Below are 16,356 nucleotides of genomic sequence, written 5' to 3' on the forward strand. Positions count from 1 at the left end.
ATAGAGATAAATATGACGATTAGCGAGCGTAGCGGCGCAGCACGCCATCGGCTTCTTGCTGCGCTTGACTAAGCGCTTCTTCCGGTGACATCTGGCCAGTTAACGCGGCTTGTACGGCGTTATCCAAAGCACGACGCACGCGGCCACCCTGATACGTGGAAAGCTCAGCTGTGCCATGTTCAAGCTGGTCGCGGGCTACGGCTGCGGGAGCGAACTCTTCCACATAGCTTTTCAGTGCATCGGTTTCATAAGCGGCGGGGCTAACGCCCATATAGCCGGTTTCAATTGACCAGGCCGCGGCGCGCTCGGGATCGGTCATCCAGCGGATAAAGGTCATCGCTGCGCGTTGCTCTTCTTCGCTGGCATCTTCAAAAATGTAGAAGTTGCCGCCGCCGGTGGGGCTGCCGCGCTGGGTTTTCATTGGCAGCATAGCAACGCCAAAGTCAAAATCAGCTTCGCTACGTACGGCCGTTAGGTTGCCTGTGGTGTGCCACATCATCGCCGTAGATTGCTCGATAAAGTTTTGGCGCAGCGTGCCCCATTCGATGGTGCCATCGGGCATGGCATCGTGCTCGGTGGCTAGCGACACCCAGTATTCCAGCGCTTCAACGGCGGCGGGGTCGTCAAAGTAGACCTCAGTACCATCTTCGCTCATCAAACGATGGCCATTCTGAAACGCGAAGGCCTGGAACATCCAGTAGGGGTAGCCCGTGGAAGGCACCATCACGCCCCACTGCTCGCCATTGGAGGCTTCCCGAACGGTGGCGGCCATTTCGGCCATCTCTTCCCAGTTCTCAGGGGGCGTTTCGGGGTCTAGGCCTGCCGCTTCAAAGGCGTCTTTGTTCCAGAACAGCACGATGGTGGAGCGCTGGAAGGGAATGCCGTAGGTTTTGCCATCCAGCTGGCCGTTTTCCATCAAGCCAGGGTAAAAGCTATCCAGCCAGTCACGCTCTTCATCGGTTTCGACCAGATCATCGAAGGCCACAATGGCGTTCTGCTCAATCAGCTCATAAAGGTCGATTGAAAAAAGAACTGACAGTTGCGGCGTATCGCCAGCCTCGATGGCGGACATAGCCCGTACGCGAGTGTCGTCGTAGTTGCCGGCGTAAATCGCTTCCAGGTTGATATCCGGGTGTTCGCTTTCGAACTCCTCTACCAGATTATCCACCACGTTGGTGAGCGCACCGCCCACCGACACTGGGTAGTACATGGTGAGATCGACGCTATCAGCGTTGACCTGGGCGGCATTCAACAAGCCCGCTGCCAGGGCCGTCATCGCAAAAGGGATCCGCGAACGCATAAGAGACTCCACAAGTGTCAGGACTGAATCAAGGTTGAAAAGCGATCAGTGTTGGAAAGAGCCCACCGCCGGTGGACGAGGAATGCTGCGGATTGGCGGAGCGAAATCGCTTGGTGGCATATCATCGCGCCGTAGGCCGTTAGCATCGAAAAGGTGTATGTTCTTGGACGCCCAATAGAGGCTGCATGGCTGGCCGCTCAATAGCGGTTTGCCGCTTAATCGAACGCGCAGGGTATGCGAGCCCACCTCAACATAGGCGATGGTATCTGCCCCCAAGTACTCTTCACTGACTACCTTGGCGGGTACGCCTGGCGACGCCGCTGGCCGTAGCTCAATATCTTCTGGGCGCACGCCCAAGTGTCCACCGGCGGCCTCCATTGGCGCCACCGGCGTGCTTGGCTCACCTTCAATGACGGCGCCAGTCTCACCAGCCACCAACGGCAGCAGATTCATCGCTGGACTACCAATAAAGCTGGCGGCAAAGGCGCTGGCGGGGCGGTTATAAAGTTCGTCGGGCGTACCGTCCTGCACGATTTTGCCGTGCTGCATCAGAATGACGCGATCACCCATACTCATGGCCTCAACTTGATCGTGGGTGACGTAAATCACCGTCATATTTAGGCGACTTTGCAACGCTTTGATTTCTCTGCGCATATCGCTTCGCAGCCGCGCATCCAGATTGGAGAGCGGCTCATCCATTAAGCAAATGGGGTGTTCGGAGATAATTGAGCGTGCCAGCGCCACTCGTTGTCGCTGGCCACCAGAGAGCTGGGCAGGTTTGCGGGCCAGGTAATCGGTGAGATCGACCAGCTCGGCAACCTTGGCGAGCCGTTCGCGCTGTTCGGCTTTGGGTACTTTACGACTGCGCAGGCCAAACACGATGTTGTCGGCAACACTTAAATGCGGGAACAGTGCATAGGACTGAAACACCATGCTCAGCCCACGGTCACCGGGTGGCAGGCGTGTCACATCACGCTCTCCAATATAGATATGCCCGCCGCTGGCCTCTTCCAAGCCTGCGATCATACGCAGCGTGGTAGATTTGCCGCAGCCCGAAGGGCCTAGCAGAATGACAAATTGCCCAGGCGTGACGTCGAAGGAGATATCATCGACGGCAGCAGTCGCGTCCCAACGTTTGGTGACGCGTTCCAGGCGGATACGCGATTGGTTTGACATAGCACACACATCACCGGCTGTTGGTTGTTATTGGTTCAGCTTGTGTTGAAGGTGTTGCCGTTGTATGACACTTACATGGATCGTTTATGACAGCCGCTGTGTCAAGCAGAAAATCATTTGGCAACTTTAATGCCATAGCGCTGAAGCCTACGCACCACGCTGGACTGACTGATGCCCAGCCGCTCGGCGATGGCATAGGTACTGAGGTGAGTGGTGCACAGCGCCTCAAGCGTTTCCCGCTCTAAACGGGCCATATACTGCTTAAGTGTTTCATGAGGTTCCAGCGCAGGTATCGACGTTGCTGGTGACGAGCTCGGCAGGCTTGCATGGTGTTGTTCGGTATATGGTTGAGCGGCAGGCACCTCAATCTGATCCGTGGGGCTGGAAAGCCACGCCCGTTCCAGCCAGTTCTCCAGCTCACGCACGTTGCCCAGCCATTCGCTGCCCATCAGGGTCGACCAAACGCGGGTGTCGAGAATTTTCTGCCGCCCATAGCGCTGGTTGAGCCGGTTTAAACACGCTTCGACAAGGTCTGGGATATCTTCCCGGCGGTCGCGAAGGGGCGGCAGGGTGACCGGGATCACATTGAGACGGTAGTAAAGGTCTAACCGAAACTGCCCAGCCTCAACCTGTTTAGCCAAGTCTTGGTTAGTGGCCACGACCAAACGAAAATTGACTTTGCGAGAGCGGGTGTCACCCAGCCGAGTCAGGCTGCCATCCTGAATGACCTTTAACAGTTTGGTTTGCATTAGCAGCGGCAGTTCGCCTATTTCATCCAAAAACAGCGTGCCGCCCTCGGCCTGCTCCAACAGTCCCGCCTTACCTTGCCGCGCCGCACCGCTAAAAGCGCCGGGCTGATAGCCAAACATCTCGGACTCAAACAAATTCTCAGGAATGGCCGCGCAGTTAACGTCAATAAACGGCCCGTCACAGCGCTGGCTCCAGCGGTGTAGCTGTTTAGCAAAGGCGGTTTTACCCACGCCCGATTCACCCAGCATTAGCACATTGGCATCTGATGGTGCGACCCGCTTAAGCAGTAGCGCAATTTCACGCATCACGCTGCTGCGCACCTGCAGGTTATCCAGGGCATCATCCAGCGCCTGCTCTTCCGCATCCGGGGCGGCCTGGCTGCGTTTTAAGTGTTCGCTAAAGCGTTTTTGCAGCAGCGCGTATTCGTCCTGCAATAGCTGCAAGTCGGTTAAATCCCGGGAGCGGCTGATAATGCGCTCTAGCTTGCCATTGACGAACACAGGGTAAGCTTCGGCGATGACCCGGCGGCCTGTTCCAGTGACCTGCATGAGCTGCGCTGGTTGGCGGGTGCGCATCACTTCCATGGTGATAGAGGGCTTGAGCACCCCGGCCGCTTGCAACTGCTGCACACTGCTGGTGAGCAGTTCTTCTCGTGATACCCCGTAAACCGCTTCGGCCCCTGGGCTAATATCGACTATTTGTCCATCGCCACTGACGATAAAGAAGTGATCGTTAGCAGTCTCTACAATGGTTTGCAGCACACGTCTGTCTATTTCACTCACTGCCATCGACTCCCTTCAAATAATTCATTATTGAATCTTTGATTCAATAATGAATTGACTAAGCGTTAAATTGATTCATTTTTGCATCATTTGACCGGTAATCCCACCGCTTTATAGGGATCTACGACTTGGCATGATCTGTGCAACGCCTATAGGAGATAGCTAAGGCTGAAAGTCAGGAAAGTTGCATAGGCTAAATCGTCACAACAAATCCAAGGAGATGTGTATGTCGGAGTTCAACCAGCCGCTGGGCGGCAACACCATGCCGCGCTTTGCAGGCCCCGCCACCATGATGCGCCTGCCTACCCAAGACACCGCTGAAGGTTTAGATGCGGCGTTTATCGGCATTCCCATGGATATCGGTACCTCGAACCGCCCCGGCACGCGCCTCGGGCCGCGCCAGATCCGCGATGAGTCGCGCATGCTGCGCCCCTACAATATGGCAACCCGCGCCGCGCCGTTTGAAAGCCTCCAGGTAGCCGATATTGGCGACGTACCCATCAACACCTTCCACCTGCCGAAAAGCGTCGACATCATCACCGCTTTCTACGACGACGTGTTGAAGCATGACTGCATTCCGATGACCCTGGGCGGCGAACACACGTTGACCCTGCCAATTCTACGCGCCATGGCCAAAAAGCATGGCCCGGTGGGGTTGATTCATATCGACGCCCATGCCGATGTAAACGAGCATATGTTCGGCGAGCCGATTGCTCACGGCACGCCATTTCGTCGTGCTCAGGAAGAGGGCTTGTTGGCCCACGGTAAGGTCGTACAAATCGGCCTGCGTGGTACGGGTTACGCCGCTGAGGATTTCGACTGGTGCCGCGATCAAGGTTTCCGCGTTGTTCCCGCTGAGGAGTGCTGGTACCGCTCGCTAGCGCCGTTGATGCAGGAAGTGCGCGAACAGATGGGCGATATTCCGGTATACATCAGTTTCGATATTGATGGTTTGGATCCCTCTGTTGCCCCCGGTACCGGCACGGTAGAGATGGGTGGCCTAACGTCTACTCAGGGATTGGAAATTGTTCGTGGCGCCTTGGGCCTGAATATTGTCGGCTGTGATCTGGTGGAAGTATCCCCGCCCTACGACCCCAGCGGCAACACCGCACTGATGGGCGCCACGCTGCTGTATGAAATGCTCTGCGTCCTGCCGGGCGTGAAGCGTGGCGACTAAGCCGCTCTTAAGACGGTTTTGATTTAAAAGGCGCCGACCTGATAAGGCGCTAATAAAAAGACATATGGCAGGAAGGTCTACTTCCTGCCAGGACGCCGCCAGCCCACCTCCAATAATCACTTCCAATAGGTGAACCCTATGTCGAATAGCAACGTTAAGACCGAAGAGCCGACCTCGTCGGGGCCGATCCCCCAGGCGCATTTACTGAAGTTTATAGTGCCTTCTTTAATTGGGGTTTTGCTGTTTCTCGTCCCTTTTCAATTTGGCGATACCATCAATATTGGTATGGGCCTCATGGCGGAAGGCTTGCAAACGCTATTAGGCTCAGCGCTGCCTGCTATCGCGGTAGTCGTGCTTTGTCTGTCAGTGATAATCACTGTTTATGCCAAACTGGCTGATCCAGCCTGGGCCAAAAAAGGCATGTTGCATGAGATGTTTCATGTTGGGCCGCTGTGGTTGGCTATGCGCGTATTAGGCGCACTGTTTGCGGTGATGACCTATTTCCAGTTTGGGCCTGAATTCGTCACTGCCTCCTTTACCGGTGGCGTCATGCTCAATGATCTTGCGCCGGTGCTCTTAACCTTCTTCTTCTTTGCCGCGCTGTTGCTACCGTTTCTGGTCGAGTTTGGCTTTATGGAGTTTATCGGCAGCATGGTACGCAAGCCGTTCCGGATAATTTTTAACCTGCCGGGACGCAGTGCCATTGATGCCACTGCCTCATGGATGGGGTCGGGTACCGTGGGTGTCCTCATTACCACGCAGCAGTATGAGCAGGGCTATTACAATGGCCGCGAAGCCTCTGTCATTGCTACCAACTTCTCTGTGGTATCCATTGCCTTTGCGCTGTTAGTGACGAGCTTCGTCGATATTAACCACCTGTTTGTGCAGTTTTACACGACGGTCGTGGTGGCAGGGCTAATCGCTGCGGTCATTGTGCCGCGAATCCCACCGCTATCGCGCAAGTCCAATGATTACTATGAGCCGGTCGGCTGTCAGTTAAACGAAGAACGTACCGAAAAAGTCGGCCTGTTCCGCTATAGCTTGATTCAAGCCACCAATCGCGCCGCTGGTGCTCCCGGTCCTCGCGAACTAGCACGTTTGGCGCTGCTCAACGTGATGGATATTTTCCTAGGTTTACTACCCTTGGTGTTTGCCATTGGCACGGTGGCGCTCATTCTGGCGGAGTTTACTCCGCTGTTTACGTGGCTCTCTTACCCGATGGTACCGGTGCTGGAACTGCTGCGTATCCCAGAGGCAGAAGCGGCAGCACCTGCCACGCTGGTTGGCTTTGCCGATATGTTCCTACCGGCGGTATTAGCGACCAATATTGAAAGCGAGCTCACTCGCTTTGTGATTGCCTGCCTCTCCCTGACCCAGCTAATTTACATGTCTGAAATAGGCGCGCTGCTGCTCAAGTCGAAAATCCCCATCAAACTCTGGGAACTGGTGGCCATCTTTCTGCTGCGTACCGCGATTACGCTGCCCATCATCGCCTTTATGGCCCATACATTTTTCTTCTAAGGGGGCTGTAATGAGCGTTGAAGAAGCACGTAAACAACCCGCCATGACCTGTGCAGAGCTACTCATTCGGCTGCTGCGGGAGACTTACGGGGTGAGCGCCCTGTTCGGCATCCCCGGCGTGCATACAATAGAGCTTTATCGTGGTCTGGAAGGCAGCGATGTGCAGCATATAACCCCGCGCCATGAGCAGGGCGCGGGGTTTATGGCCGACGGCTATGCCCGCGCCAGCGGCCAACCGGGGGTATGCCTGATTATCACCGGGCCGGGCATGACTAACATTGCCACCGCCATGGGCCAGGCCCTGGCGGACTCCATCCCCATGCTGGTGATCTCCAGCGTCAACCGCCGCGATACCTTGGGCTTAGGCCAAGGGCGGCTGCACGAGCTGCCCAGCCAACAGCAGATGATCAGCGGCGTGGCGCGGTTTAGCCACACCCTGTTGGATGCCAATACACTGCTCGAGGTGTTGGCCCGCGCCTTCGCCGTTTTCAACGGCGCGCGCCCAGGCCCGGTGCATATTGAAATCCCTATCGATCTGTTTAATGCCCCGGTGGATGTGCCGGCCAGTTGGCAAGCGCCCACGCTTTATCGCGCGGCGCCTGATCCAGAAGGCTTGGTCGAGGCTGCACGCTTGCTTCAAGCGGCGAAACAGCCCCTGGTGCTATTGGGCGGAGGCTGCGTTTCAGCGCCGGAAGCAGCGCGAGCATTGGTAGAAAAACTCGATGCCCCGACGGTAACGACGATTAATGCCAAAGGGCTGCTAGGCCGCGACCACCCGCTGGATTTGGGCGCCAATGCCGCACTGCCCGCGGTTCGTGAACTAGCCGCCAACGCCGATGTGATTCTGGCGATAGGTACCGAGTTGGGTGAGACCGATTATGACGTCGTTTTTGATGGCGGCTTTCACCTCAACGGCACGCTGATTCGTATCGACCTCGACCCTGAGCAGCTAGTGCGCAATCAGCGCACCACGCTTGGCCTAGTGGGTGATGCAGGACGCAGTTTGGAGCTTTTGCTTGGTCACTTCCCCGAACCACTGAAGCGTCAAGGCACTGAGCGAACCGCCGCAGCGTTGGGCGCGCTTAATTTGGTAAACGATCCTGCTTTTGCCGACTTTGTGCCGCTTTATAAAACCCTGGCTGATTATCTCCCCGAGGCGATTTTGGTAGGTGATTCCACCGCACCGGTATATGCCGGTAACCACTTGGTCAGTCAGCCAGCACCCCGGCGCTATTTCAATGCTTCAACGGGTTACGGCACCTTGGGCTATGGGCTACCGGCGGCGTTGGGTGCCCAACTGGCACGGCCTGATCTGCCCGTGGTGGCTCTCGTTGGTGATGGTGGGGTGATGTTTACCCTCTCGGAAATGGCAACGGCGGTAGAAGAGCGCCTGCCCATAGTGATTGTGCTTTGGCACAACGCTGGCTACGAAGAGATTCGTCGCTATATGGATGCTAATGGCGTGGCCCGCTTGGGCGTGGATATTCAGGCACCCAACTTTCTCACCCTGGCTGAAGGTTTCGGCTGCCCCGGCATGCTAGTGGAAAGTCCTGCCGAACTCGCCAAAGCGCTCGCCAACCGCGTAGCCACCGGGCCTTTACTGATCGAAATTGACGCCGCTGCCTGGCAGCGTGCGTGTGCATTTTCTGACTAGGATATTTCCATGCAGTCACTCAGCCAGCAGTTAATTAACAAACAGTTCATCAACAACCAGTGGGTCGCATCTTCGGGAGCTCGCCTACTCGATGTGATGAACCCCTACCGCGAGGAACGTATTGCTCAAGTCACGGCGGGGGATGCTGCAGATGTAGACGCCGCCGTTAAAGCCGCCCAGCAGGCGCAGCCCGCTTGGCAGGCGTTGGGCGGTACCGCACGTGCAAACTACCTTGATGGATTTGCCGATGCACTGGAAGCCCGTCGGGAGTCGCTGATGACGCTTTCGGCGACCAATAACGGCAAGCCACTGGTGGAAGCGGGTATTGATCTGGACGATGCGATTGCCTGCTACCGCTACTATGCCAAGCAGGCCAAGGCGCTGGATGCCCGTCAGGGGGAGTTGGTCAATGTGGAAATGGAGGGCGTTGAGGCGCGCACTTACCACGACCCCGCTGGCGTTGTGGGATTAATAACGCCGTGGAATTTCCCGCTGGTCACCAGCGCCTGGAAGCTGGCGCCCGCTTTGGCCGCTGGCTGTACGGTGGTGCTAAAACCTTCGGAAGTGACGCCGCTACCCGAGCAAGTGCTTGCAGAAATTGCGTTAGAGGTTGAGCTACCCGCGGGTGTGCTGAACCTGCTCAATGGCGACGGCGAGGGCATCGGTGCACCGCTAACTAATCATCCTGGGGTGGATAAAATCTCCTTTACGGGCAGTAACCGTGTAGGCGAAACGGTGATGCAAGCGGCCAGCGCTCGCACCGCTGGCGTATCGCTGGAACTGGGTGGAAAGTCTCCGATTTTGGTGATGGAAGACGCTGATCCTGCCCAAGCCGCTGACTGGGTAATGGCCGGCATCTACTTCAACGCCGGGCAGATCTGCTCTGCGACCTCGCGTTTATTGGTGCACGAAGACGTAGCAGAAGCACTCTACGCTGCGCTTTCAGAGCGTATGGATGCGATTACGCTGGGCGACCCGCTTGTCGAAGGCACCGACTTAGGGCCGTTGACTAGCGCCAAACAGCGCGACGCGGTGCAGCGCTATCTGGATATTGCTGCACAGGAAGGTCTTACGGTGGTGCGCGACGGCCAACACCGCACGCTACCTGCCCAGGGCTACTTCCTGGCACCCACGCTTTATCGCGATGTACCGCTCGAGAGCCGCCTATGGAAAGAAGAGGTTTTTGGCCCGGTGCTCTGCGCACGCAGCGTCGCAAGTGAAGCCGAAGCCATTCAGCTTGCCAACGACAGCAGCTTTGGCTTGGCGGCAACGGTGATCAGCGGTGACCCTGAGCGGGCAAAACGCATCGGCCGCCAGCTCAAGGCTGGCAGCATCTGGTACAACAGCGAGCAGCTAGTGCTACCCGAAACCGCCTGGGGCGGCTTCAAGCGTAGCGGCATTGGGCGTGAACTTGGCCCTTGGGGGCTAAGTGCTTACCTTGAAGTGAAGCATGTGATTGGGCCTGCCTAACACTCAGGTTTGAGCATTAGGCGGCATCGCATAACGCCGGGTCGACTTTCCTGCTTTGACTACCTGCCCCGGCACGCCATGGCCGATAAGGTCGGGAAGGGTGGCGGCGATCTCCAGCAGTGCATCCAGATCGACGCCAGTATCGACGCCCATGGACTCAAACATATGCACCAGATCCTCGGTGCATACATTGCCCGTCGCACCCGGGGCAAAGGGGCAGCCGCCCAGCCCGCCTAAGGAGGAGTCGAAGCGGCTGATACCCGCCTGCCAAGCCGCCAATGCATTGGCTAAGCCCATCCCGCGCGTGTTGTGGAAGTGCAGCGTGAACGGCGTTTCCGGCCAGCGTTCAAGCACGGCTTCGCACAGGCGTTTGACCTGGACAGGGTTGGCCATGCCGGTGGTATCGCAGAGTGTGACGCCCTGAATGCCAAGGCCAATCAGCTTTTCAACAAGTTCCAGTACCCGCGCCTCGGGCACCTCGCCTTCAAAGGGGCAGCCAAAGGTCGTCGAGAGTGAGGCGTTGATAAACACGCTGCTATTTTTATTGTTATCGAAATGCTTGCTGACCTCCAAAATCGCCGCGAACTGCTCTAGCGACTGTTCCGGCGTCATGCGCAGATTGGCCAGACCGTGGCTATTGCTGGCGGACATCACCAGATTGATCTCATCTACTTGGCAGGCGAGCGCTCGCTCAGTGCCTTTTACGTTGGGCACCAGCACCGTGATATCGACCCCTTCCCGGCGCTGAATGCCGGTCACCACTTCAGCGGCATCGCGCAGGTTGGGGATCGCTTTAGGCGATGTGAACGACGTTGCTTCAATACGCCGTAGGCCAGTGGTAGAGAGCGCATCGATCCAGCGGATTTTCTCTTCCGTCGGCACAAACCGTGCTTCAATCTGCAGGCCGTCCCGGGGGGCAACTTCGTTGATCTCGATTTTGGTGGGGCAAGGTGTTACCAACTTCATAAAAATACTCCCTAGATGATGCCCGCTTGGCGCAGCTTAGCGCGGGTTTCGTGATCAATACCCAGCTCACCCAACACGTCATCGGTATGCTGGCCAAGAGTGGGGCCGCCGTCGCCGATTCGCCCTGGCGTAGCGCTAAGCTTTGGCAATACGCCGGGTACTTTTAGCGGTTCGCCATTAGGCCGTGTAAAGGTTTGAATCATCTCCCGAGCCAAGTAGTGGGGATCAAAGGCGATATCTGCGGCAGTGTAGGGGTAGCCTGCGGGCACGCGGGCGTCATCCAGTGCTTGTAAAATGGCATCCCGTGGGCGCTCTTCGGTCCACGTTTGAATCGCGGCATCAATCATTTCGGCTTGCTGGCTACGCCCATCGTTATGGGCCAGGGCCGGGTCGTTGGCTAAATCTTCACGGCCAATCACGCCCATCAGGCGCTTGAAGATACTGTCGCCATTGCCGGCAATCAGCACGTAATCGCCGCCTTGGCAGCGGTAGGCATTTGAAGGGGTTATGCCGGGCAGGGCGCTGCCGCTCGGTTCGCGAACCTGGCCGCTGGCATCGAACTCAGGCAGCAGGCTCTCCATCATCGCAAACACCGACTCATACAGCGCGACGTCGATCTCTTGACCCAGGCCACTGCGGTTGCGCTCCTGAAGTGCCAGCAGGGTACCAATCACGGCGTAGAGCGCGGAAAGTGAGTCGCCGATGCTCACGCCAACGCGCACCGAAGGCTCGCCCGGCTGGCCGGTGAGGTAACGCAGCCCGCCCATGGCTTCGCCAATTACGCCAAAACCGGGCTTATCGCGGTAGGGCCCCGTTTGCCCATAGCCGGAAATATGCACCATGATCAGCCGAGGGTTGAGTTTGGAGAGTGCTTCCCAGCCCAGCCCCCAGTTGTCTAGCGTGCCGGGGCGGAAGTTCTCCACTACCACGTCCGCCTCGGCGGCGAGTTGGCGCACCAGCTTTTGGCCCTCTTCACTGCGCAAGTCCAGCGCCACCGAGCGCTTGTTACGGGTCTGGACGTGCCACCAAAGCGAGGTGCCATCCTCTATCATTCGCCATTTGCGAAGTGGGTCGCCGGTGCCTGGCGGTTCGATTTTGATCACATCGGCACCAAATTCCCCCAGCAGTTTGGTGGCGAAAGGCCCCGCAATCAGTTGACCAAGCTCAAGCACTTTCAAGCCTTGGAGCGGAAGCTGGCGGGCTTCGGTAGCGTTCATCTAGGCTTTCCTCTATTTGTCGTTATCGTCATTGATGTTCAGCATGCGTGAGCCATTACAGGCCGACAATTAGGCAATCGGTAACAAAGGGTTCGTGGTTAGCGAAGGGGTGCGTTAGCATAATGCGCTTGTCTTACGGGAGTCATATGTCATGCGCCGCTTCGATTTCGTCACTCTTAAGCTGTTTATCTCCGTGGCAGATGAGGGGCGCCTGACCGCCGCCGCTGAGCGTGAGCATTTAGCGCTCGCCGCGGTGAGCAAGCGGATCAGTGATCTGGAGGCGCTGGTAGGTACCACGCTGCTGTATCGTCGCCCGCGCGGTGTTGAGCTGACGCCCGCCGGGCAGGCATTTTTGCACCATGCTAGACGTATTCTGGATAACATCGAGCGCCTGCATGCGGAACTCAGCGAGTACGGCGAAGGCGTGCGCGGCCATGTGCGTATCCACTCCAATACCTCGGCGATCATTGCTTTTCTTCCCCAAGATCTCAGCGCTTTCTCCCGGCTTTATCCCGAAATTAAGATCGATCTTCAGGAGCGAGTCAGTAGCGAAATCATTGCCGCCGTTCGCGACGGGCTGACCGATATCGGTATTTTCGCTGGGCATGTGGCGGCGCCTGATCTCCAGCAGCTCTCCTATCGGCATGACCGACTCGTGTTAATGACGCCCATTGATCACCCCTTGGCTGAGCGTGAAAGCATCGCTTTTAATGAAGCGCTGGCTTTCGATTTTATTGGCTTACAGCAGGACGCCTCGCTGCAATCGCTGTTGAATGAACAAGCTAACCTGGCAGGCAAAGCGCTGCGTATGCGCATTCAGGTACGTAGCTTTGACGCTATTTGCCGGATGATTCACCACGGCATGGGCGTTGGCGTACTCCCTGAGCAGACCATCTATCGTGATCTGGGGGATTTGCAGCTCAAAAGCATCCCGCTTAGCGACCCTTGGGCCCAGCGTGAGCTGGTGATTGGCATGCGCCGCTACGCCTCTTTGCATGTCACTGCGCGACACTTGGTAGACCACCTTACCCAGAAGGCGGGCGAGGACTAATTGCAAAAGTCTGCAAATGGCTTCGTGCTTCGTGAAAGCTGGCAAATATCTTGTGGTGGCAAAATGCCTTGAGCAGCGGCGCTGAAGTATGCCTTCACAGCCTATTGAGAGGGCTTTTGAAAGAGCAGCGAAGGCGGTCAGGTATTCATCTTTGGTCGTATGGCTGCAAGCACCTCGGTCAAAAAGCGCGTCATACCGACGTTTCTAGCCATCGTATTTAACGAAGTCATCCTTCTTGAACGTCGATTTGAGCCCGTCGGCTGCTTGTTTCAAGATCAGGCAAGCGACATAAAGCTCTTGCCTACAGGAGCTATAAAGAACCACACCCAATAACGACAACCGTAGAGAGTCATCCCATGCGGAAACAACTGTTTGCCACGCTGGCTACCCTAGGCATGCTAACGACGGCCCCGTTCGTTTTAGCTAACCCAATCGAAATTCAAGTTAACAACACCATGAGTGAAGGCGGCTCGGAAAGCGCCGCGGTGGAACGCTTTGCGGAATATTTAGAGGAACAGGCCCCCGGGCGCTTTGAAGTTCGCCCCTTTTTAGCGGGTTCTCTGGGCGGTGAGAATGCCGTGTTGGAACTGCTTAACCTGGGCCAAACCCAGCTATCCCTAACCGGTGGTAACTGGCGTCAACAGTATGCGCCTGAATACGACGCTATTACGGTTCCCTTTGTGTTCACTACCTGGGATGAAGTCGACGCCTATATGGAGAGCCCTTCCGGCCAAGCGCTGGTCGAGAAAGCAGAAAGCCAGGGCGGCCTGAAATATTTTGGCCTGCAGCATCGCGGGCCCCGCCACATGACCGCCAATAAAGAGATACATACCCCAGATGATCTGGATGGCTTCCGCCTGCGCCTGCCTTCGCTGCCGGTATGGCTGGAAGTGTGGGAAGAGATTGGAGCTCAGGTAGTCAACGTACCGGCACCAGAGATTTACCTCGCCATGCAGACCGGCCAGGTCGATGGCCACGAGAACTCGCTCTCCTCGCCTTATACCCGTCGTCTATGGGAAGTGCAGGACTACCTGATCATGACCAGCCATGTGCAGTTTCCGTGGAGCTGGGTAGCTAGTTCTCGCTGGTGGGATGGCCTAGAAGAGGAAGATCAAGCGCTGATCGAAGAAGCCATTGAGGTGGCACGCCAGTATGGTTCAGAGCAAGAACGCGAACTCGACGAGTTCTATCTGGAAGCCCTGCAGGATGAAGGCATGACCGTCATTGAGCCGGATGTTGCGCCTTTCCGCGAGGCAGCGTTACCGGCTATCGATCGTGTCATGGCTGACATGGCCGAGGGCGTTCGTGAAGATGCGCTGGGTAACGACAGCGAGTAAAACGCGCTGGACAGAAATTGCGGCGGCCCATCGGGCCGTCGCTTTTCTTCATTACAAATAAGTTTTCATGTAAGACTAAAAAGCAGTCAGGGTAAGGAGTTCTCCTGTGGAAGACGCGGTAGCGCCCAATAAGGGGCCGGATCGAATTGCTTTCTATACGCTGCGCGGTGTTACACGCCTGTGCGATGGGGTGGGCGTGGCGCTGATGGCCGCCATTCTGCTGCTGATCGTGGCGGCCGTGATTGCCCGTGACCTGCTGGGGCTGGGGATGCCTTGGACCGAAGAAGTGGCGTCTATGCTGGCGATTTACGCGATTGGCTTCGGGTCGCTATCCGCCTGGGTACGCAGCGAGCATCTGGTGGTCGATTTGTTCAGCCATAAGCTTTCCGGGTTGGGTAAGAATATTCAGTACCGGCTCACCGCGCTGATCTCCTGCGGCTTTTTTGCACTGGCCGCCTGGGGGGCTTGGATCATGTCAGATATGAGCGCCAACAATAAAACCGTTTCGCTAAGTATCAGTTTCAGCTACCTCTATTACGGCCTCTTTTTCAGCTTTGTGGGAATGGCGCTGATTGCCCTGTGGCAAACGCTGCGCGGCCCGGTGGCGTGGTTGGAAACGTCCCATGAAGAGGAGGCCTCTCAACCATGACCGAACTACTGATTTTCGTCGGTGGCCTGTTAGTTCTGATGGCCATTGGCTTGCCCGTGGTGGTCGCCATTGGCGTGACCTCGTTTATCGCGTTATTCGCCACCGGTGCCGGCGGGCTACCCGTCGAGTTACTCCCGCTGCGCATGGTGCAAACCCTCAATAACTTTACCCTGCTGGCGATTCCGCTGTTCATCCTGGCCGCCAATATTATGAATATTGGCTCCACCACCACGCGCATTTTCGATTTCGCTACCGCGCTGGTGGGCTTTACCAAGGGTGGTTTGGGACACGCCAACGTGGTGGCCAGCTCTATCTTTGCCACGATGTCGGGCACCGCGGTGGCCGATGCCGCCGGGCTGGGTAGTATCGAAATCAAGGCGATGAAAGAGCGTGGCTACGAGTTGGGTTACTCAACCGGCATCACTGCCGCCTCCAGCGTAATCGGGCCAATTCTGCCGCCCAGTATCGCGCTCGTCGTTTATGGCTGGCTGGCCAATGTGAGTATTGGTGGGCTGTTTATGGCGGGGCTACTGCCAGGTATCTTGATGGCACTGCTGCTGATGGGAATGACCGTGCTGCTGTCTGCCAGCGGTAGGGTGGTGATGCCTAAACCCACGCCTTTTGACGCCTGCGAAGTTGTCCGCACCGGTAAACGCGCTATTTTGCCGTTGATGATGCCAGCGATTATCGTCGGCGGTATCTGGGGTGGTTTTTTCACCCCGACGGAAGCTGGCGCCATTGCATCGCTTTACGCAGTGATTCTGGGCGGCCTGGTGTACCGTGACTTGAATTGGCGGGACCTTTTCAGCGCCTTTCGCCGCACCCTCATGTTCAGTGCGGTCATTCTGCTGATTATCGCGGTCTCCAGCTTCTACGGCTGGATATTGGTACGCATGGGGATTCCTCAGGCGTTAGCGGGTCAGGTCGCCAGCATCGATATGCCGATGTTTGCGTTGCTACTCTGTTTTGCGCTGTTCTTTTTGCTGATCGGCTGCTTTATGTCAGTGATCGAAAGCATCCTGATTTTTACCCCCATTGTGGTGCCCGCAGCGCTAAGCGCCGGATTAGACCCTGTTCACTTCGGTATCGTGATGGTGATCACGCTGTCGGTGGGGGTCATTACGCCGCCATTTGGCACGGTGCTGTTTTTAATGGTGGGCATTACACGGCTGCGTTATGGCCAAGTGGTGACCGCGATACTGCCGTTCCTGCTGCCGATCATAGCAACTATTTTGCTGTTGATTGCCGTGCCAGGGTTGGCCACTTGGCTGCCAGATATCATGGGGTACTAATTCAGAAGGAGCCC

At 56.8% G+C, this 16,356-nt stretch carries 13 protein-coding genes; 8 read left to right on the plus strand and 5 right to left on the minus strand.

Features of this window, described 5'->3' with window-relative positions; translation table 11 throughout:
- Nucleotides 1-19 precede the first annotated feature (19 nt).
- The 3 genes from V8L70_RS06315 to V8L70_RS06325 form a co-directional block, all read right to left on the minus strand.
- Entirely contained in the window at nucleotides 20-1,300 is a 1,281-nt protein-coding gene (locus V8L70_RS06315; protein WP_101148078.1) for an ABC transporter substrate-binding protein, read from the minus strand.
- A 45-nt stretch (nucleotides 1,301-1,345) separates the two neighbouring features.
- Nucleotides 1,346-2,476, minus strand: a complete 1,131-nt coding sequence (locus V8L70_RS06320; RefSeq protein ID WP_008959396.1) for an ABC transporter ATP-binding protein — start codon at nucleotides 2,474-2,476, stop codon at nucleotides 1,346-1,348.
- Between the two features lie 113 nt (nucleotides 2,477-2,589).
- Nucleotides 2,590-4,014, minus strand: a complete 1,425-nt coding sequence (locus tag V8L70_RS06325; RefSeq protein WP_101148077.1) for a sigma-54 interaction domain-containing protein — start codon at nucleotides 4,012-4,014, stop codon at nucleotides 2,590-2,592.
- A gap of 220 nt (nucleotides 4,015-4,234) precedes the next feature.
- On the opposite strand from V8L70_RS06325, the gene speB reads away from it, so the two are divergent.
- From speB to V8L70_RS06345, 4 genes are all read left to right on the plus strand, one after another.
- Nucleotides 4,235-5,185, plus strand: a complete 951-nt coding sequence (gene speB / locus V8L70_RS06330) for an agmatinase (protein WP_008959398.1) — start codon at nucleotides 4,235-4,237, stop codon at nucleotides 5,183-5,185.
- A gap of 138 nt (nucleotides 5,186-5,323) precedes the next feature.
- Nucleotides 5,324-6,706, plus strand: a complete 1,383-nt coding sequence (locus tag V8L70_RS06335) for a YjiH family protein (protein ID WP_101148076.1) — start codon at nucleotides 5,324-5,326, stop codon at nucleotides 6,704-6,706.
- Between the two features lie 10 nt (nucleotides 6,707-6,716).
- A complete protein-coding gene (locus tag V8L70_RS06340; RefSeq protein WP_232774984.1) occupies nucleotides 6,717-8,360 on the plus strand; it encodes a 5-guanidino-2-oxopentanoate decarboxylase in 1,644 nt (547 codons plus the stop codon).
- Between the two features lie 9 nt (nucleotides 8,361-8,369).
- Nucleotides 8,370-9,830 (plus strand): aldehyde dehydrogenase family protein, encoded by a 1,461-nt coding sequence (locus V8L70_RS06345; protein ID WP_101148075.1) that lies wholly within the window; start codon nucleotides 8,370-8,372, stop codon nucleotides 9,828-9,830.
- 3 nt (nucleotides 9,831-9,833) lie between these two features.
- Here the strand turns inward: V8L70_RS06345 and V8L70_RS06350 are convergent, their stop codons facing one another.
- Both V8L70_RS06350 and V8L70_RS06355 read right to left on the minus strand, forming a co-directional pair.
- Nucleotides 9,834-10,796, minus strand: a complete 963-nt coding sequence (locus tag V8L70_RS06350) for a hydroxymethylglutaryl-CoA lyase (RefSeq protein WP_101148074.1) — start codon at nucleotides 10,794-10,796, stop codon at nucleotides 9,834-9,836.
- Between the two features lie 11 nt (nucleotides 10,797-10,807).
- On the minus strand, nucleotides 10,808-12,013 hold the full coding sequence (locus tag V8L70_RS06355; RefSeq protein ID WP_101148073.1) for a CaiB/BaiF CoA transferase family protein: 1,206 nt from the start codon (nucleotides 12,011-12,013) through the stop codon (nucleotides 10,808-10,810).
- A 151-nt stretch (nucleotides 12,014-12,164) separates the two neighbouring features.
- Here V8L70_RS06355 and V8L70_RS06360 point away from each other — a divergent pair, with 151 nt between their 5' ends.
- From V8L70_RS06360 to V8L70_RS06375, 4 genes are all read left to right on the plus strand, one after another.
- A complete protein-coding gene (locus V8L70_RS06360; RefSeq protein WP_101148072.1) occupies nucleotides 12,165-13,064 on the plus strand; it encodes a LysR family transcriptional regulator in 900 nt (299 codons plus the stop codon).
- A gap of 356 nt (nucleotides 13,065-13,420) precedes the next feature.
- The gene (locus V8L70_RS06365) at nucleotides 13,421-14,401 is read left to right on the plus strand and encodes a TRAP transporter substrate-binding protein (protein ID WP_101148071.1); all 981 of its coding nucleotides are present in this window, start codon (nucleotides 13,421-13,423) and stop codon (nucleotides 14,399-14,401) included.
- A gap of 106 nt (nucleotides 14,402-14,507) precedes the next feature.
- Nucleotides 14,508-15,050: a TRAP transporter small permease gene (locus V8L70_RS06370; protein ID WP_290699035.1), complete on the plus strand. Its 543-nt coding sequence runs from the start codon at nucleotides 14,508-14,510 to the stop codon at nucleotides 15,048-15,050.
- Nucleotides 15,047-16,342, plus strand: a complete 1,296-nt coding sequence (locus V8L70_RS06375; protein WP_336269070.1) for a TRAP transporter large permease — start codon at nucleotides 15,047-15,049, stop codon at nucleotides 16,340-16,342. The genes V8L70_RS06370 and V8L70_RS06375 overlap by 4 nt, the downstream gene beginning before the upstream one ends.
- Nucleotides 16,343-16,356 lie beyond the last annotated feature (14 nt).

The sequence above is a fragment of the Vreelandella arctica genome, assembly GCF_037070215.1.
GTDB classification, from domain to species: domain Bacteria; phylum Pseudomonadota; class Gammaproteobacteria; order Pseudomonadales; family Halomonadaceae; genus Vreelandella; species Vreelandella arctica.